At 36.8% G+C, this 16,277-nt stretch carries 14 protein-coding genes and 1 pseudogene; 5 read left to right on the top strand and 10 right to left on the bottom strand.

Annotation, left to right across the window (positions count from 1 at the left end):
- Nucleotides 1-167: 167 nt before the first annotated feature.
- Nucleotides 168-1,457 carry an MFS transporter gene (locus tag MKY17_RS09360; RefSeq protein WP_098372745.1) on the bottom strand — a complete coding sequence of 430 codons (1,290 nt, stop codon included), beginning with the start codon at nt 1,455-1,457 and terminating at the stop codon, nt 168-170.
- Between the two features lie 115 nt (nt 1,458-1,572).
- Complete coding sequence (locus MKY17_RS09355; RefSeq protein WP_098372744.1) at nt 1,573-2,628, bottom strand: TauD/TfdA family dioxygenase; 1,056 nt, start codon at nt 2,626-2,628, stop codon at nt 1,573-1,575.
- Between the two features lie 468 nt (nt 2,629-3,096).
- Between MKY17_RS09355 and MKY17_RS09350 the strand changes: the two genes are divergently transcribed.
- Complete coding sequence (locus tag MKY17_RS09350) at nt 3,097-3,870, top strand: SDR family oxidoreductase (RefSeq protein WP_339201737.1); 774 nt, start codon at nt 3,097-3,099, stop codon at nt 3,868-3,870.
- Nucleotides 3,871-3,996: 126 nt separating this feature from the next.
- Here MKY17_RS09350 and MKY17_RS09345 read toward each other — a convergent pair whose 3' ends face one another.
- The 6 genes from MKY17_RS09345 to MKY17_RS09320 all read right to left on the bottom strand — a co-directional run bounded on the left by MKY17_RS09345 (nt 3,997) and on the right by MKY17_RS09320 (nt 11,455).
- Complete coding sequence (locus MKY17_RS09345; RefSeq protein WP_098372742.1) at nt 3,997-4,944, bottom strand: alpha/beta hydrolase; 948 nt, start codon at nt 4,942-4,944, stop codon at nt 3,997-3,999.
- Nucleotides 4,945-5,123: 179 nt separating this feature from the next.
- Entirely contained in the window at nt 5,124-6,122 is a 999-nt protein-coding gene (locus MKY17_RS09340; RefSeq protein WP_141995164.1) for a TauD/TfdA family dioxygenase, read from the bottom strand.
- Between the two features lie 168 nt (nt 6,123-6,290).
- The gene (locus tag MKY17_RS09335; protein WP_144553466.1) at nt 6,291-7,583 is read right to left on the bottom strand and encodes an MFS transporter; all 1,293 of its coding nucleotides are present in this window, start codon (nt 7,581-7,583) and stop codon (nt 6,291-6,293) included.
- A gap of 92 nt (nt 7,584-7,675) precedes the next feature.
- Nucleotides 7,676-8,731 carry a TauD/TfdA family dioxygenase gene (locus tag MKY17_RS09330; RefSeq protein WP_339201735.1) on the bottom strand — a complete coding sequence of 352 codons (1,056 nt, stop codon included), beginning with the start codon at nt 8,729-8,731 and terminating at the stop codon, nt 7,676-7,678.
- 33 nt (nt 8,732-8,764) lie between these two features.
- Nucleotides 8,765-10,285 (bottom strand): long-chain-fatty-acid--CoA ligase, encoded by a 1,521-nt coding sequence (locus tag MKY17_RS09325; RefSeq protein WP_098372738.1) that lies wholly within the window; start codon nt 10,283-10,285, stop codon nt 8,765-8,767.
- Nucleotides 10,286-10,558: 273 nt separating this feature from the next.
- Nucleotides 10,559-11,455, bottom strand: a complete 897-nt coding sequence (locus MKY17_RS09320) for a LysR family transcriptional regulator (protein ID WP_098372737.1) — start codon at nt 11,453-11,455, stop codon at nt 10,559-10,561.
- Nucleotides 11,456-11,592: 137 nt separating this feature from the next.
- On the opposite strand from MKY17_RS09320, the gene MKY17_RS09315 reads away from it, so the two are divergent.
- From MKY17_RS09315 to MKY17_RS09305, 3 genes and pseudogenes are all read left to right on the top strand, one after another.
- The gene (locus tag MKY17_RS09315) at nt 11,593-12,615 is read left to right on the top strand and encodes a putative sulfate exporter family transporter (protein WP_339202343.1); all 1,023 of its coding nucleotides are present in this window, start codon (nt 11,593-11,595) and stop codon (nt 12,613-12,615) included.
- 507 nt (nt 12,616-13,122) lie between these two features.
- On the top strand, nt 13,123-13,305 hold the full coding sequence (locus tag MKY17_RS09310) for a hypothetical protein (RefSeq protein WP_339201733.1): 183 nt from the start codon (nt 13,123-13,125) through the stop codon (nt 13,303-13,305).
- Nucleotides 13,306-13,489: 184 nt separating this feature from the next.
- Nucleotides 13,490-13,602: pseudogene (locus MKY17_RS09305) on the top strand (IS3 family transposase); the annotation flags it as partial.
- A gap of 239 nt (nt 13,603-13,841) precedes the next feature.
- On the opposite strand, the gene MKY17_RS09300 reads toward MKY17_RS09305, so the two are convergent.
- The gene (locus MKY17_RS09300) at nt 13,842-14,066 is read right to left on the bottom strand and encodes a hypothetical protein (protein ID WP_076368639.1); all 225 of its coding nucleotides are present in this window, start codon (nt 14,064-14,066) and stop codon (nt 13,842-13,844) included.
- Nucleotides 14,067-15,023: 957 nt separating this feature from the next.
- On the opposite strand from MKY17_RS09300, the gene MKY17_RS09295 reads away from it, so the two are divergent.
- Nucleotides 15,024-15,476, top strand: coding sequence for a hypothetical protein (locus tag MKY17_RS09295; RefSeq protein ID WP_098372735.1), 453 nt, complete (start codon nt 15,024-15,026; stop codon nt 15,474-15,476).
- Between the two features lie 223 nt (nt 15,477-15,699).
- Here the strand turns inward: MKY17_RS09295 and MKY17_RS09290 are convergent, their stop codons facing one another.
- Entirely contained in the window at nt 15,700-16,014 is a 315-nt protein-coding gene (locus tag MKY17_RS09290; protein WP_098372734.1) for an MTH1187 family thiamine-binding protein, read from the bottom strand.
- Between the last annotated feature and the right edge of the window lie 263 nt (nt 16,015-16,277).

Genomic DNA, 16,277 nt, shown 5'->3' with positions numbered 1-16,277 from the left:
CAGCGTAAGTCTCGGATATCTTATCCTGACAACTCCAGCACTTACTGCGATTTCGCTCCATAATGGCTAATTCCTCATGACACAATACACAACTGTCCATCTCAGAAACGGCCTTTTCATTTTTACACATAGTCTATTTCCCTCCTTGATTCACCAATTAATGATTTTTATACAATAACTTGTTCCTCAGGTTTTATCGTTGTTTGACTTCGGTTCGCGGGACGGACAATACTCCAAAACAATAATCCGATTACTAACATAACCAAAGAAGTAACTTGGAAGCCATAACCATATCCTTTTGCCTCAGTTCCTGCATACTGGATAAAATACCCGAATATGAGCGGAGCAATAATGCTTGTTGAACTTGCTAGAGCAACATAGGCCCCTTGAGCCTTTCCAATGTTTTTAGGAGAAAAGAATTCCATTAATATGGCGGGTGCAAGTGAAAGAATAACAACCGCAAAACCCGGAGCAAGGATGAAGAATAGAATGGAGATAGCACTAGAATTAAAGGCATTTGCAAGAAATAAACAAATAGCGGATAGCACCATCGTAATCCCTGCAACATTTATTCGTGCTTTACGAATATCTTCTGTTTTGCGATAAAGCCGATCCGATAACAAGGCAAATACAATTTGACAAATGGCAGCAAAAAGAAAAGGTAAAGACACTGCAAGTTTTAACATTTTCCCATCAAAATGTTGAATTTCGGTAAAATATGCAGGAAACCATACGGCTTGAACGGACAATAACCAATAGGCACAACCCGCACACAAAACGGTAAAAATAAAATTTTTAGATAAAAGATACGGAAGAAACTGACGCCAAGAAACATTAGTAGAAATTATTGAGTGCTTTTCTTCTTGATCAAAAGCATACGAACCGATTTCTCTTGGGCTTTCTTTTCCAAGAATCAACCATAAAACTAGCACCATTAGTCCAACAATCCCCATTGCTATAAAAGCAGATCTCCATCCATATCCATGGATCAAGGAGATTAATAATGGTGAAGCAATCGCGGGCCCGATTGTTGCTCCAAAGAGAACAGCGCCAAAACCTATACCATGTCTATGTTTAGGGAACCATTTTCCTATTATTGAAGTTGATATAGCAACGGCAGGACCTTCTCCTGCTCCCAAGACCATTCTTGTGATTACTAGCAGAGACAGACTGGAAACGAAAGGTGTGGTAAATTGAACAATCAACCATACAAACGATATCCAAGTAAACATTTTTTTCGTATTTCTTGAATCGGCCATTCCCCCTAGAATGAAAGAGGAAAAGGTAAAGAACCAAAAGAACGAACTGCCGACCATTCCCCATTGTGAAGGACTTAAATGTAACTCTTTCATTAGAGGAACAGAAACCAAACCAATGATAATTTTATCAACCTGGTTGATCATGCCTGAAGCTACAAGAATTAATAATATGATCCAAGAATATTTAGGTGTTTTCAAATTAATAATCTCCCCTTCTATTCCGTTAACATGAATCAATTGGTGTTTTAAAAGTTTTTAAAGGTAAATCTTCCGTGTTTAACCTCGTCTAAACTCTTTATGTTTATTAAACCCCTTACCTCATTTTTTCTGCAATACCTCCAGCTGTTTTTTCACGTACAGGAATACCGCCGCGACCCGCTTTCCCTGTTTTCTCATCAATGAACATCGCGAAGTCTGGCGCAATTTCTCGCCCATTTGGCATCGTGAGCCACAATCTTAATAAATGACGTTTGCGTTCGGATTCTTGATAGTCTTCGTATACAGTACGTGAATGAAGAACAGTATAATTATTAACAAATTGCATATCACCCGGTTCCATCATCATATCAATATGCATGTTTTCATCATATAGAAGGGAATCTATTAAGTCATATGCTTCAGTTTCAACTTTTGACAAATATCTACCTGTTTTCGCTTGTGCCGATTCGACATATCCGCGGTTATATCTGCAGCTTAATTTACCATCGTAATAACTAAAGACTGGTGATGAATAAACAGGAGATTCACCTGGTGTTTCCTCACCACGACGATCCAAGAAATATGGAAGATAGAGAATTCCCAGATATTCTGGGTACCTATCCAGAATTTCATTGTAAACCGCGATTGAACTTACGATACTACTGTAACCGCCAGATTTAGCTTTTCGAAGACTTAATAACCCGACTACGTCAGATCCATCTGGGTGAAAGGGAAGATGAGCATTCGTTTGGTAACCACGTACATTTGAATCATTAATGTTGAGACCTTGGTCAACAACATGTCCTAATAGATCACCTTTTGCGTTTTGCGTTACCGGGATGCCCAAGTTGACTCCGAGACCCCAGTAAATGATGCTTGCTTCTTCATCTGTATACTTTTCAATTGGTAAGCCACGAATTAATAGAAAACCTCTCCCATTTTCCAGCTCGTCTATAAAGTAGGCTATTTCGTCAGAAAGCTCCGGAATTGGAAAGTCCTCCTTGTTAAAATCAGGTGCCTTTAACCCTTTTTGTTTTACACAAAATAAAGCGCTCTCAAGATCTGCAATCGTTTTCTCTGACAAATAATAAATCCATGAATCATCTTTAGCCAAATCAATACCTTTCCAAGCTACTGGTCCTTGAATTTTTCCCTTTAAAATAGACGGCACCTAGAATCCTCCTTCGTTTTATATTGAAATTTAACTATAGTACTAAAGTTTGGGCTGTTTTCCTACTTTAAAAGCGACTGCCATTATCTTAGAAACCCTTATACAAACAATTATTGCTTAATAAATGATGTTCCTTGTTCCCCCCTTTTTTTATGAAAGCGCTTTAAATAACTTCTGACTGTTATAAATGTTATTCCGTTAATTATATTCATAATTTTCAGTTAAATAAAATTAAAATTTTTAATTTGCAAATAAACTTTACTAATAAATGGAAAATGAAACACCTTTATACATGTAATTTTACAACACTTATCATTATATTAATAAAACTTAAGTGCAATTTAAAATCTTTAATTTTATATAATTATCATTTATAGGTAGAATCAAAGATAGAAATGATTAAATATTCTAATAAATCACTTTCAAGCAGAGTCTTATACAAGTTAATTCGAAACAGGAGGTTGAACTATGGACTTAAAATTATCTGAAAAAAAAGCACTTATCGTTGGAGGAAGCAGGGGGATTGGCAAAGCTATTGCCCGTCAGTTGGCTTTGGAAGGTGTGGATTGTACGATTTGTTCAAGAAACGAATCTTCACTTAAGAATGCAGCAGACGAATTGGCCAATGAAACCAACAGAAATATTTATCCAATCGTGGCAGATACTAATGATCCTGGCTCTATCCTAAATTTAGTTGAAAAATCAGCAGCAGAAATGGGAAGCATTGATATTTTAATCAACAGTGGAGCCCGTGTTGGAGGTCATGAACCAGAGGATTTTAACAGCATTAAAGATGAACTTATCTTGAAAGATTTTGAAGAAAAGTATATGGGCTATTTTCGTTGTGTCCGGGCTGTTGCTCCTTATATGATCCAAAATAATTGGGGACGTATTATCAATATAAGTGGTCTGGCAGCTAGAATTGGCGGCAATTATTTTAGTTCCGGTCCTCGTAATGCATCTGTTGTCCATATGACAAAATCCGCTTCATTAGAATTAGGAAAGCACGGAATTACTGTCAATGCTGTTTATCCAGGGATTGTCGATACTGAAACGTTTAGAGGCCGTGTCACTAATGAGGAAGCTATACGCCAGGCAGCATCAATGAATGCCCTCGGCCGCTTGATTACACCAGAGGAAATTGCTAATGTCGTTACCTTCCTAGCCTCACCTTTGGCGGCATCGATAACTGGCGATGTCATTTCGGTAACCGGTGGAATTGGAAATACCGTTTATTACTAAATGCCTAGGGTTGCTATTATTACTGTTTCATTGATTATCAATAATTTCTATTTAAAAATTAAATATGTATTTTAAAAAGCGAGCCTCACTAAATTCTGAGGCTCGCTTCATTTAGAACATTTTCTTTCATTCTATCCCTATTGTATATTTTAAGGAACTCAAGAACTTCTCGATCCTAGAAACAGTCAATTCTATGTTCTTTGAGAAAATGTCCATTTGTACAAAAAATCCGTGGACCATCCCGGGTTCACATTCATATTCAACTTGAACACCAAAATCTTTCAGACGTTCAGCATAGGCCATTCCTTCATCCCGAAGTACATCATTTTCAGCTGTAATAACAATTGCTGGCGGGAGACCACTTAAATCTTGAGCGACCAAGGGGGAAGCATACTCATTACGCCTGTCCTCATTATTCCTTAAATAATGATCACGGAACCAAATTAACTGTTCGCGATCAAGACCAAATCCTTTTGCAAAGGTTCGATGGGATTCCGTATTGAACTCAAGATTTGTAGCAGGATAGATTAAGACCTGTGCAGTGATGTTTGGACCTTTTTTGTTTCTCGCCATCATCGTAACTACAGTCGCTAGATTTCCACCTACGCTATCCCCTCCAACTACCAATCGAGAAACTTCTCCGTTAAATGAAGTTCCTTTTTCAAAAACCCATTGCAATGCGGAATAGGCGTCTTCTACTGGAGTCGGAAACTTATACTCTGGAGAAAGACGATAGTTTACGGATACAACAATACTTTCCGTTCGATTCGCTATCATTCGGCAGCTTGCATCCGTTGATTCAATGTCTCCTAGAACCCATCCTCCACCATGGTAGTAAATAAATAGAGGGAAAGGACCTTGCCCTTCCGGTATATATACCCTGCATTTGATTGTTTCATCCTGGCTTACCGGAATCATGAAATCCTCAACTTTTGAAAGCGGTTCTAATTTTACTGCAGGACGCGGTGCTTTAGAAAGCCTCTCTCTTACTGACTTATGATCCATCGTATGAATAGGTGGCAGCTGATTAAATGCTTGTAAATATTTTTCTGCTTGCGGATCTAAATTTGCCAAAAAACATCATCCTCACTTCAGGTTATTTTTAAATTACCCAGTCTATATGCGAAAGCATTATTCCTGTCAAGAAACTCTCACTTCAAAATAAAAAACATAAAATGGTGATTTCATTCATCATTTTCGTTGAATAAAATCACCATTCAAGAATTATTGGTGATTATTATTACCACCGGTTTTTATCTAATTACAGGTGCTCCTCCTATATAAAACTCGAAACCTGGAGCAATTTTTCGTCCATTTGGCATCATGAGCCACAATCTTAATAAATGACGTTTGCGGTCATCTTCTTCATAATCTTCAAATAGTGTACGTGAATGAAAAACGGTATAATTATTAACGAATTGCATATCACCCGGTTCCATCATCATATCAATATGAAAGTTTTTATCAGCAGTAAGGGAATCTACAAAATTAAATGCTTCGATTTCCTCTTTTGACAAAGAGATACCTGTTTTTGTTTGTGCTGATTCGACATATTGACGCATATATCTGCAGCTTAATTTACCATCGTAATAGCTAAAGATCGGTGATGAAACTACTGGAGATTGACCTGGTGCTTCTTCTCCACGAAGATCATGGGCGAATGGACGATAGAGAATTTCAAGGTACTCAGGGTGATTATCCAGAATTTCATTATAGATAGACAACGCACTAGCGATACTGCTTAAACCGCCAGATTTCGCTTTACGAAGACATAGTAATCCGACAACATCAGCAAGATCTGTGTGATAGTCAAGACGTACATTCGTTTGGTAACCTCTTACTGTTGTATTATCATTAAAGTCTTTACCCATGTTTTTGATATGCCCTAAGAGGTCACCCTTTTTTCCTTGGATGATCGGTAGGCCCAAGTGAAGTCCAAGACCCCAGTAAATGATACTAGCTTCATCGTCAGTATATTGATCCATTGGTAATCCACGAATCAATAGAAATCCTCTCCCATTCTCCAGCTCGTCAACAAAATAAGCAATTTCATCAGCGAGATCAGGAATTGGGAAATCCTCCTTGTTAAAATTGGGTGCCTTTAACCCTATTTGTTGAACATGTAATACAGCCTTGTCAAGAGCTGCAAGGGTTTTCTCTGACAAATAATAAATCCATGAATCATCTTTTGCTAGTTCGATACCTTTCCACGCTGAACGCCCTTGAATTTTTTCCTTTAAAATAACTGACATACATATTCCTCCTTTATATTTGTTATATCGCCGTAATTGACTGAATATTTTGAATTCGTTATTCATGGCACACTTATTATTAATTAAATGAAATTATTATTTGTAACTTATAATTAAGTTAGATCAATATAATCTTACTAAGAATCTTTCAATCTACGTTTATACCTCTTAAATACTCACTTTCTCATCTGTTTCAATTATTGTGCGGCTTTCCTTTGCGGGACGTACACCGATCCAAAACAATAATCCGATAATGAGCATCCCTAAAGAAGAAGCTTGAAATGCGTATCCGTATCCGATAGCTTCAGTCGATGCATTTTGAATAAGATAGCCAAATACGAGTGGAGCAATAACACTTGTAGTACTCGCAAGTGCAATGAACGTCCCTTGTGCCTTTCCAATATTCTGGGGAGAAAAAAACTCCATCAATATTGCGGGTGCGAGTGAAAGAATGACATACGCAAAACCCGGAGCAAGGGTGAAGAACAATATGGACATCGCCGTGGAATTCGCGGCATTTGCTAGGTATAAGCATAGAGCGGATAACATCATCGTTATACCGGCAAGATTTATTCGTGCCTTACGAATATCTCTGGTTTTACGATAGAGCCGATCTGATAGAATGGCAAATCCTAATTGGCAAAAGGCTGCAAAAAGAAAAGGTAAAGACACTGCTAATTTTAATGTTTGACCATTAAAATGTTGAATTTTGGTAAAATAGGCTGGAAGCCATACCGCTTGTACGGACAATAACCAATAGGCACCCCCCCCGCACAATACGATCAGAATAAAATTTTTAGATAATAGATGCGGAAGAAACTGACTCCAAGAAACTTTTGAGAGGCTGGATGATTGCTGCTCCTTTTGCTGTATCGACGGCCAGCCGATTTCTTGAGGACTTTCTTTACCAAAAATCATCCATAATACCAGCACAATCAGTCCCAGAATGCCCATCGTTATAAATGCAGATCTCCATCCATAATGATCAATCAAGGAGATTAATAATGGTGAAGCGATCGCAGATCCCCCTGTCGTTCCTAATAGAACCGCACCAAAGCCGATGCCGTGCCTATGTTTCGGGAACCATTTTCCCATGATTGCCGTGGATAGAGCGGGGGCAGGACCTTCACCAGCTCCCAAAATCATTCTGGTTAACAAAAGCATAGACAAACTACTAACGAAAGGGGTGAAAAATTGAACTATCAACCAAATCAACGACATCCAAGTTAACATTTTTTTCGTGTTTTTTGAATCGGCCATGCCGCCAAGAATAATAGAGGAGAAGGTAAAGAACCAAAAGAAAGAACTTCCTACGACTCCCCATTGCGATGGACTTAAATGTAACTCTTTCATTAAAGGAACGGAAACCAAACCAATAATTATTTTATCCACTTGGTTGATCATCCCGCTAAGAACTAGGAATAATAAGATAATCCAAGAATATTTTGGAGTACTTGTCATCTAAATCTCCCCACATTTCCCTATATAAGGAACACTTTTTCTGAACTCTGAAAAAGTGTTCCCACTCGTTCTTATTAACGTTTTATAAAAAATCACTTCAGGGTTTCTACAATACCGCCAGATGTTGTTTTACGTTGCGGTACGCCGCCGCGACCTGGTTTACCCGTATTCTCATCAATAAACATCGCGAATTCCGGGGAAATTTCCCGACCATTTGGCATCGTGAGCCACAATCTTAAAAGATGACGTTTGCGTTCCGGCTCTTCATAGTCTTCGTATTGAGTACGTGAGTGAAGAATCGTATAATTATTGACGAACTGCATATCCCCTGGCTCCAGCATCATGTTATAATGTAAATTCTCATCATGAAGGAGGGAATCCAGTAAGTCTAATGCTTCAATTTCCACTTTTGACAATTGGATGCCAGTTTTTGCTTGTGCTGATTCAATAAATAAACGGACATATCTACAGCTCAATTTACCATCATGATAATTAAAGATTGATGATGTAAATACTGGAGGTTCTCCCGGAGCTTCCTCTCCACGACGATCAAAGTAAAATGGACGACAGAGAACTCCTAGATATTCCGGATTCTTCTCCAGAATTTCATTGTAAACAGTCATCGAACTGATGATACTGCTGTGACCTCCAGATTTCCCTTTTCGCAAGCTTAATAATCCAACAACATCAGAACCATCAGCATGAAATGGGAGATGCAGTTTCGTTTGGTAACCACGTACATTAGAATTTTCTAAGCTAAAACCTTGATCTTTGACGTGCCCTAAGAGGTCACCATTTGCGTTTTGCGATACCGGAATGCCCATGTGAAGTCCGAGACCCCAGTAAATGATGCTTGCTTCTTCATCTGTATACCTTTCAATAGGTAATCCACGAATTAATAGGAACCCTCTCCCATTCTCCAGCTCTTCAACAAAGTAAACGATTTCTTCATATATATCAGGAATCGGAAAATCCTCTTTGTAAAAATCAGGTGCTTTTAAACCCTTTTGTTTAACATGAACTAAAGCGTTCTCAAGCGAGGCAATCGTTTTTTCAGACAAATAATAAACCCATGATTCATCTTTAGCCAGGTCAGTGCCTTTCCACGCTACTTGCCCTTTAACTTTTTCCTTTAATATGGTTGACATAATTAATCCCCCTTTAATAAGTTGGTTCATTTCTTACTTCACTTCAGTCAATTCTCTTAACTCTCTCCGCAATATCTTCCCTGTTGAGTTCTTAGGCAGTTCTTTAAAAATTTCTACTCGCTTAGGAAGCTTGTACTTCACCAGCTTATCCTGACAGAATTGAATAATGTGATTCATGGTGATCTGCTCATCCTTAACTACGACAAAAGCTTTAACACTTTCTCCGTATTCCCCATCTGGAACTCCGATTACGGCCGCCTCTACCACAGCAGGATGTTGATATAGGACTTCCTCCACTTCACGAGGATATACATTGTAGCCTCCAACAATAATAATGTCCTTCTTGCGGTCAACAATGTAGATGTATCCTTCTTCATCCATTGTTGCGAGATCACCAGTGTAAAACCACCCGTCATTAAAAGCAGCTGAAGTAGCTTCCGGCATCCCCAAATATCCCTTCATTACATTCGGCCCTTGAACAACTAATTCTCCAACTTCTCCTCTCTGCAATTCCTTTCCGAACTCATCTACAACTTTGCTTTGGACAGCTGGAATATTCAAGCCGATAGAACCTGGCTTGCGAGTCCCATTTAAAGGATTAATAGCGACGAGAGGAGCAGTTTCAGAAAGCCCATATCCTTCCAAGATAGAAACATTAAACTTGTTTTCAAATTTATGCAGCAGCTCTGCCGGAATCGAAGCACCTCCTGAGATACACATGCGAATAGATTGGCAATCCTCCGCAATCGCTTCAGGCAATTGATAAATAAAACTGTACATCGTAGGTACTCCAGCAAACACGGTTGCCTTTTTTTCTCGAATGGTGCTGACCACGTCATGAGGGCTGAAATTAGGCTGGATTAGGATTGTTGCCCCACAAGCAATTGGCGCATTCAGACAAACTGTCATACAGAATACATGGAACATTGGCAGAACAGCTACGATACGATCTTTAACATCGAGTTCTAGTAATTTTGAAATGGAGTCCGCATTTGACACCAAGTTCCGATGCGTTAACATTGCACCCTTTGGTTTCCCGGTTGTTCCTGATGTGTATAGAATGACTGCAAGGTCTTCCTCATCAATGTAAGGGCTTTCGTAAACATTAATGCTTGTGCTTGTTTCCATGAGATTCTCCCATGTCGATTCCTGGTCCTCGGCTTCGGTATAAACCACAAGCTTCAGATTTTTCAATTGCTTTTTTACTTCTGATAATTTCTGTTCTACAGATACATGAGTAATGACCGCTTTGGCTTGACTATTGTCTAATAAGTAGTTGATTTCCCCTTGGGTATACAAAGGATTGATTGGAACAACAAATGCACCAAGCCGTAAAATGCCGTGGAACGCAATGAGAAATTCAGGGCTATTTCCTAAAATAAGAGCCACTCCATCTCCCTTCCTGATTCCTTGTACATACAGACCAGCAGCCAATCGATCCACCTTCTGATTTAGTTCTTGATAAGTAACACTTTCATCTCTATAGATATAAGCGATACTTTCTGGGAATTTACTTGCGCTTCTTTTTAGATTTTCGTTTAAGTTATAGCTCATTAAATGAATTCCACCCCTTTTCTCACATAGGAGGCTTTGAACGCCTACTATTTCGAATATTTAAAATATTTACATTTTAAGTATACTCATTAATTATAATTAAATAAAATTAAAGATTTTAATTTGTATGTAAGTATTAATAATATTAAAAAGGAAATTCAGGATAACAGGAGGGCTACTTCGATGATCTCTACATCTACTTCTAAATAAAGACAAAGCCCCAGTAAAGAGCTTTGTCTTTTTTTATATTTTTGATTGATTTATAAAATTGAGCTATTGCAATAATTGGTTCTTAAGATATTTTTCTATTAACTCAATAAATAAGTTCATAGATTTCGTATGCAATTCCACAGATTCTGTTATTACTGAAAAATTTCTTTTTATCGGTGTCCCTTTTACATTTAATACTTGAATGGTACCGAGCATTCTTTCTTTTTTAACAGTAAGTTCAGATAAGTAACTAATGCCAAGCCCGGCTTCAACTGCTTCTTTTATAAGTTGTGTGCTGCCGAACTCCATTAACTTGGAAGGACGTATTTGTAAAGATTGAAATAATGTTTCTGTTGCCTCTCTTGTACCAGAACCTTCTTCACGGACAATCCAATTCTCTTGTTCTACCTGTCTTCGTGTAACTTCCTTATTGAAATAAATTGGATATTTACCCCCTGCCACGATATACATTTGGTCGGTGGAAACGGGTTTTATATATATATTTCTAAGAGAAATTTCCCCCTCTACAATTCCTACATCGATCTCATGACTTGTGATTGCTTTGGCAATATCCCTTGTGTTGCCAATCTGTACCGAAGGGTAGATATTAGGAAATAGTTTTTTCATTCTTGCAAGTATATGTGGTAATACATACTCTCCAAAGGTATAGCTGGCACCAATTTTTAATGGTCCTGTTGGCTCGTTATTTAATTCATTCACTAACATTGACATTCGTTTATATAAACCTGTTATTTCTTTAGCATGTAAATAGACTATTTCACCTGCTTTAGTCAGCTGGACAGATTTATTTGTTCGCAGAAGTAGTTTTGAACCTACATATTTTTCCAATTGTTGAATTTGCTGGCTGACTGCAGGCTGAGTCATATGAAGCTCTTCCGCTGCCCTTGAAAAGTTTCTTTTATCAGCTACAGATATAAAAACAGATAATAGTTGATCCATATGTTCTCCTTCTAACTATCGCATTTACTTATTATAACTATAATAATCATTTATTTTCCTTATTGTAAATCATTAGTTACGATAAATTATAAATAATCCAAATAAGGGGTTGAAAAACATTGGAACAAAAAGCGTTAATAACTCCCAGTCCAAATAAGCAAAAAAAAGCGGCAAAAAAGCTAAATGTTTCTTTGATTTCTGGAATTGGTTTTACATTTATTATAGCCGTGTTAGGTTTTATTTTGGCAGCGTTGCCAGGTCTAAATCATATTGGACCTCTTGCGTGTGCCATTTTATTAGCTGTGGTTTATAGACAGTTTTTTGGATATCCAATAAAATTACGTACTGGTATTCAATTTTCATCAAAAAAACTATTGAGATTTGCCATCATACTTTATGGATTAAAGCTTAACATGATTGTGATATTTCATCAGGGTTTCCCTCTATTGCTAAGAGGGACAATGACGATCATTTTTTCAATTGTTGTTCTTATGATCATTGCAAAATGGCTGAAGGCAGATTTTAATCTTTCTTTATTATTAAGTGTCGGCACAGGCATTTGTGGTGCGGCTGCCATCGCGGCCGTATCGCCAATTATAAAAGCAAAAGATGAAGATACGGCTATGGGAGTAGGCATCATCGCATTAGTCGGCACGGTGTTTTCAATAATCTATACGTTAATATATCCTTTTTTATCTATTGGTCCTATGAATTACGGAAATTGGGTTGGAATCAGCCTACACGAGATAGGCCATGTTGCTTTAGCTGCTGCCCCGGCAGGCCAGGATGCTCTTGCTCACGCATTACTTGCCAAACTTACACGAGTATTCCTATTAATTCCGGTTTGCTTTATCCTCATGTTTTGGATGAAAAAGAAAGGAAAAATAGAAGGGGAGGCAAGATTCGAGTTTCCATGGTTTTTAATTGGCTTTATCGCTATGAGTTTTGTGGGAAGCTATATCATTGGTAATAAGGTATCGGTATCACAAAAAGTGATGACTGATATTGCAGGCTTCACATCATTTATCTTAACAATGTCAATGACCGGATTAGGATTAAATATTAGCTTGAAAGAACTACGTACCAAAGCAATACGTCCACTTATTGCCATTATTATTACATCAATTCTTTTATCATCGCTAACGTATATTAGTTTTTAACAAAGAATAAAAAGGTGAATTTTTACCCACTGCAATACATATATGACGTCATGAATATGTTCAAACCGAATATTTTTTTATTTTTTTAACTCATTATAGATGCATGGATCATAGCAAAATCGTAATTTTCCTTATTGAAATTCTGAATAATATCTGTAGGGTTTTGCTCTACTAATTCAAATTCAAATGTTATTTCACTATTTTTTGAACCATGATTTCTTGAAGTATAAAAGAAAAGTAATTAAATGAGTTTGATTGCTATTTTTATAATCATACATTTCATTGTTTTAGTTCTTTAATGGTGTTTAGTAATTTATTGCTTTCGAAATAACTATTTTACCTCCAAAGTGGGAGTAACTCCTTGTTTTGAACGGATTACCGCACGATTGCTTACAAGGTCTTAACAGGTCATTTCAACGCATTCCAGTCATCACTATATTTTTTAGCATAAAATTAAAATATTTAGGGAATTAATAAATACGTTAATCTGATAAAAAGGAGATGATTATGAGTATGATTGATAACCCATTGAATAAAGAGAATTACGAAACCACTGTAGAGTCAGTTGAAGGTGAAGCTGCTATCAACTCACCTAATGAACAATCCGACGCCCTTCCAATAACTCAGTCAAAAGATCCTGAATTCGATCTTTTCGGCACAGGATTAAATGAGTATCCTTTTTATTTTTAATTCCTTATCCCATGATACCTAATGAATATTGTTGATGATATTAGTGGATTAGATTTGATACCAAGGCATTTCATCGCTGCATTCGTTTTAAAGAACTCATCCGCTCATTGGGATGGTTTGTTTAGGAATAAGATTCACAGGCCTCACCCTAATAATATTAGAAACTGCCGGGTCAGGTTACAAAAATCGCGCACACAAAGTAAACCACAAAAAGGTACAGCGTATCATGAAAGAACTAGGGCTAAAATGTCTGTCCGTATGAAAAAATATCGCTTTTACAAAGGGACTGTGGGCAAGTAACCTTTAGTCTATCAGTCCGGTGCAATATCGTTACTATTTAGAAGGAAAGGTTCAAATGGAGAAAACCATACAATCGTCTTTCGAAAATTTACTATATCAAGATAAGGACCTACAGTACGAAGCCCACAATCATACCACCAATGAATAAAAAGGAGAATACATATCGGATGTTTATAATATTCATTCTCCTTTTACTGCTTGTAAGACAAAGCACCATTATGGGAATGCATTAGTCTTTAGGTTATTAATCCAATTGCATTTTTTAGAACTTTCGGTGCCTTTTTAATTCCTTCAGTTCCAATAAAACTGCTCGCACTCGCTATTAATACGCTTGAAGAAATGAATTTGACCACATAAAAAATTCCTGATCCAATAATTAGATCCAGGATTAAAAACCTTTTAATTGTTGAGCCTTTTATTATATAAATAACGATTTGGTCGTTTTTCTTCCTACTCAGCATTGTCACACCCTTATCTTTTTACTAAATGTTATGAAAAAGAGGGGTTGTCATATTCTTCATGTGTCACCTACTGCTTTCTGTTAGTATCGGGCATAACATGTTTCTAAAAAACATATTTTTTTCTAAAATTTTGTTATGACTCCTAAAACAAACCAGTTCACACTATGACCGATATCAATCACAATTGTCAAAAGGTCATATCTGCCAATTTGGAACCTTTAATTTCTCGTTTAAAAATGCATTACGAAATGAATGGGTTTTACAGATGTAACCTCTTCTTCTAAAACATATAAATTCACTTAATTTGTTCGGAATTATGCTTTAACTGAATACCTATTTGAAACTCTCCCACAATAAAAGCCTCAAGTTGCTGATTTTACATTGTATGACCCCCTCACCCCACCTTCTTATCCAAAATGAAAGAGCCCCAATGAATGGATGCTCCAAAACTATTTAAAATGAATTTACCCCTTAATGATCGTTAGAATTGTTTCTTGTTTTTACTGTAATCACTACATCATTTTTTATCTTCTTTTTTCTTACTACTATTTTTCTCTTTACTCTTACAATATATTTCTCTAGCTGAAAAAGCACTCAGTAAATGAGTGCCTTTCGATGATTTATGAAAACGTTCAGAGGGTTCTTCTATGTATTATTTTCTTTAAAGATTTTCTTGGAACTTCACTCCAATGAAGGAAAAAGTATTACTGCTATGAACATTATGTTTATTCACTACTTTAAATAGATATAGTATTAAAACTCACCCTTTAGGTGCTTTTTAATTTTTTCACTTCCCCTTAACAGCGTCCATTCACACCCAATAGTATCACGATTAATTCCTATTAATTCCTTAATGAGAATTAGAAATGAAAAAATTTTGCCGTCTTATCACGTTCTTAGTACTAATCTCTTTTTCTCCTAATAAACTTAATAAACTAACTATTTAGGAGGGGTATAATGTTTAATCAAAAACTGGATAATAATAGTCCACTTATTTATAAAATTAATGACGTCACTTACCAAAAGTACAATCTATATAAGAAACCATATAATCGGGAAGTATTCATCATAAAAGATTACGGTGAAGACCGCGGTATTACCGATAAAAGTATTGCGTTATTCGAAGCAGTTAAAGATCATTTTGACCGTTTTAAAATTGCAAAAATTGTTAAAGAAATTAATAAAGACAATCTTTTGTTCGATAGTGATCTCATACTTATAGACAAAAAAGGAAATGAGCTACACCTATCTGGTTGTAGTTGCGGGTATGCCGGCACTGGTGCGGATGGAACTGTTGAAATTTTGAACAAGGCTGGATTCGAGATAGATAGAAGGTTTGTTTTTTGTTCAAAAGGATTCACTCTTTTTCATCCGAATGAAGAAAAGGAACTATATGGCGAACGCTTATAACTTTCTACTTGTTCCCCGTTCTTTAATAGAACTCTCACAAATACAAAAATCAAACAAGAAACTCTATAAAGAAAAGGATTATTATCTAATATAGATAATAATCCTTTTCTATTTTACAAAGAACTTAAAACTGCTTCCATCCAAATGCCAAAAAGGTCATCTAATGCATAGTTCTCCTATTTGTATACATTCCACTGCGAAATCCTCTTACTTACAAAACCTGTTATTCCTCAAGCATGCCCTTCACTCGCTTTACTTTGTCTTCCATCTTGCGGTCTTTATCACGACGGTCATCGATTCGGATATTCGTACAAACTCTAGCAAGACCTTTTTCAAAAGGTACTTCGTGCATCGCTTGGATCACTTCAAACAACTTAGGCAGGTCGCCTTCAATGATTGTATTCATGGGAGTCAGTTGAAAACGAATTTCTCCCTTTTCTTCATATTGCTTTAAAACTCTTTGAATATCTGCCACATAACTGCTGACACTTGGAGTTTGTGTACCGACAGGAATAACCGTTACATCAACTATTGCCATACTTATTCACCAATCCTTTTTATGTATTAATCAAGAAGCTTACTGACATCTATCCTATATAGACGGATGTTTTTACTATTATAACTTAAACTCCAAACTTCGCACCTACGAAAACAGATATAAGCTTTGGAGCTAGTTACCCTCTTTTTAAACCAAAGTTTGAGATTCATAAATCAAAGCACTTCTGCAGGTAAGGAACTTACTGTAAAATCGGTGAAATAAAAAAGGAAGCACTGATTCTTGACGCTTGTCCTGCCGGCTAG

The organism is Peribacillus sp. FSL P2-0133, assembly GCF_037975445.1.
Lineage (GTDB): Bacteria > Bacillota > Bacilli > Bacillales > DSM-1321 > Peribacillus > Peribacillus simplex_E.
This window is presented reverse-complemented; position numbering and strand designations above follow the sequence as displayed.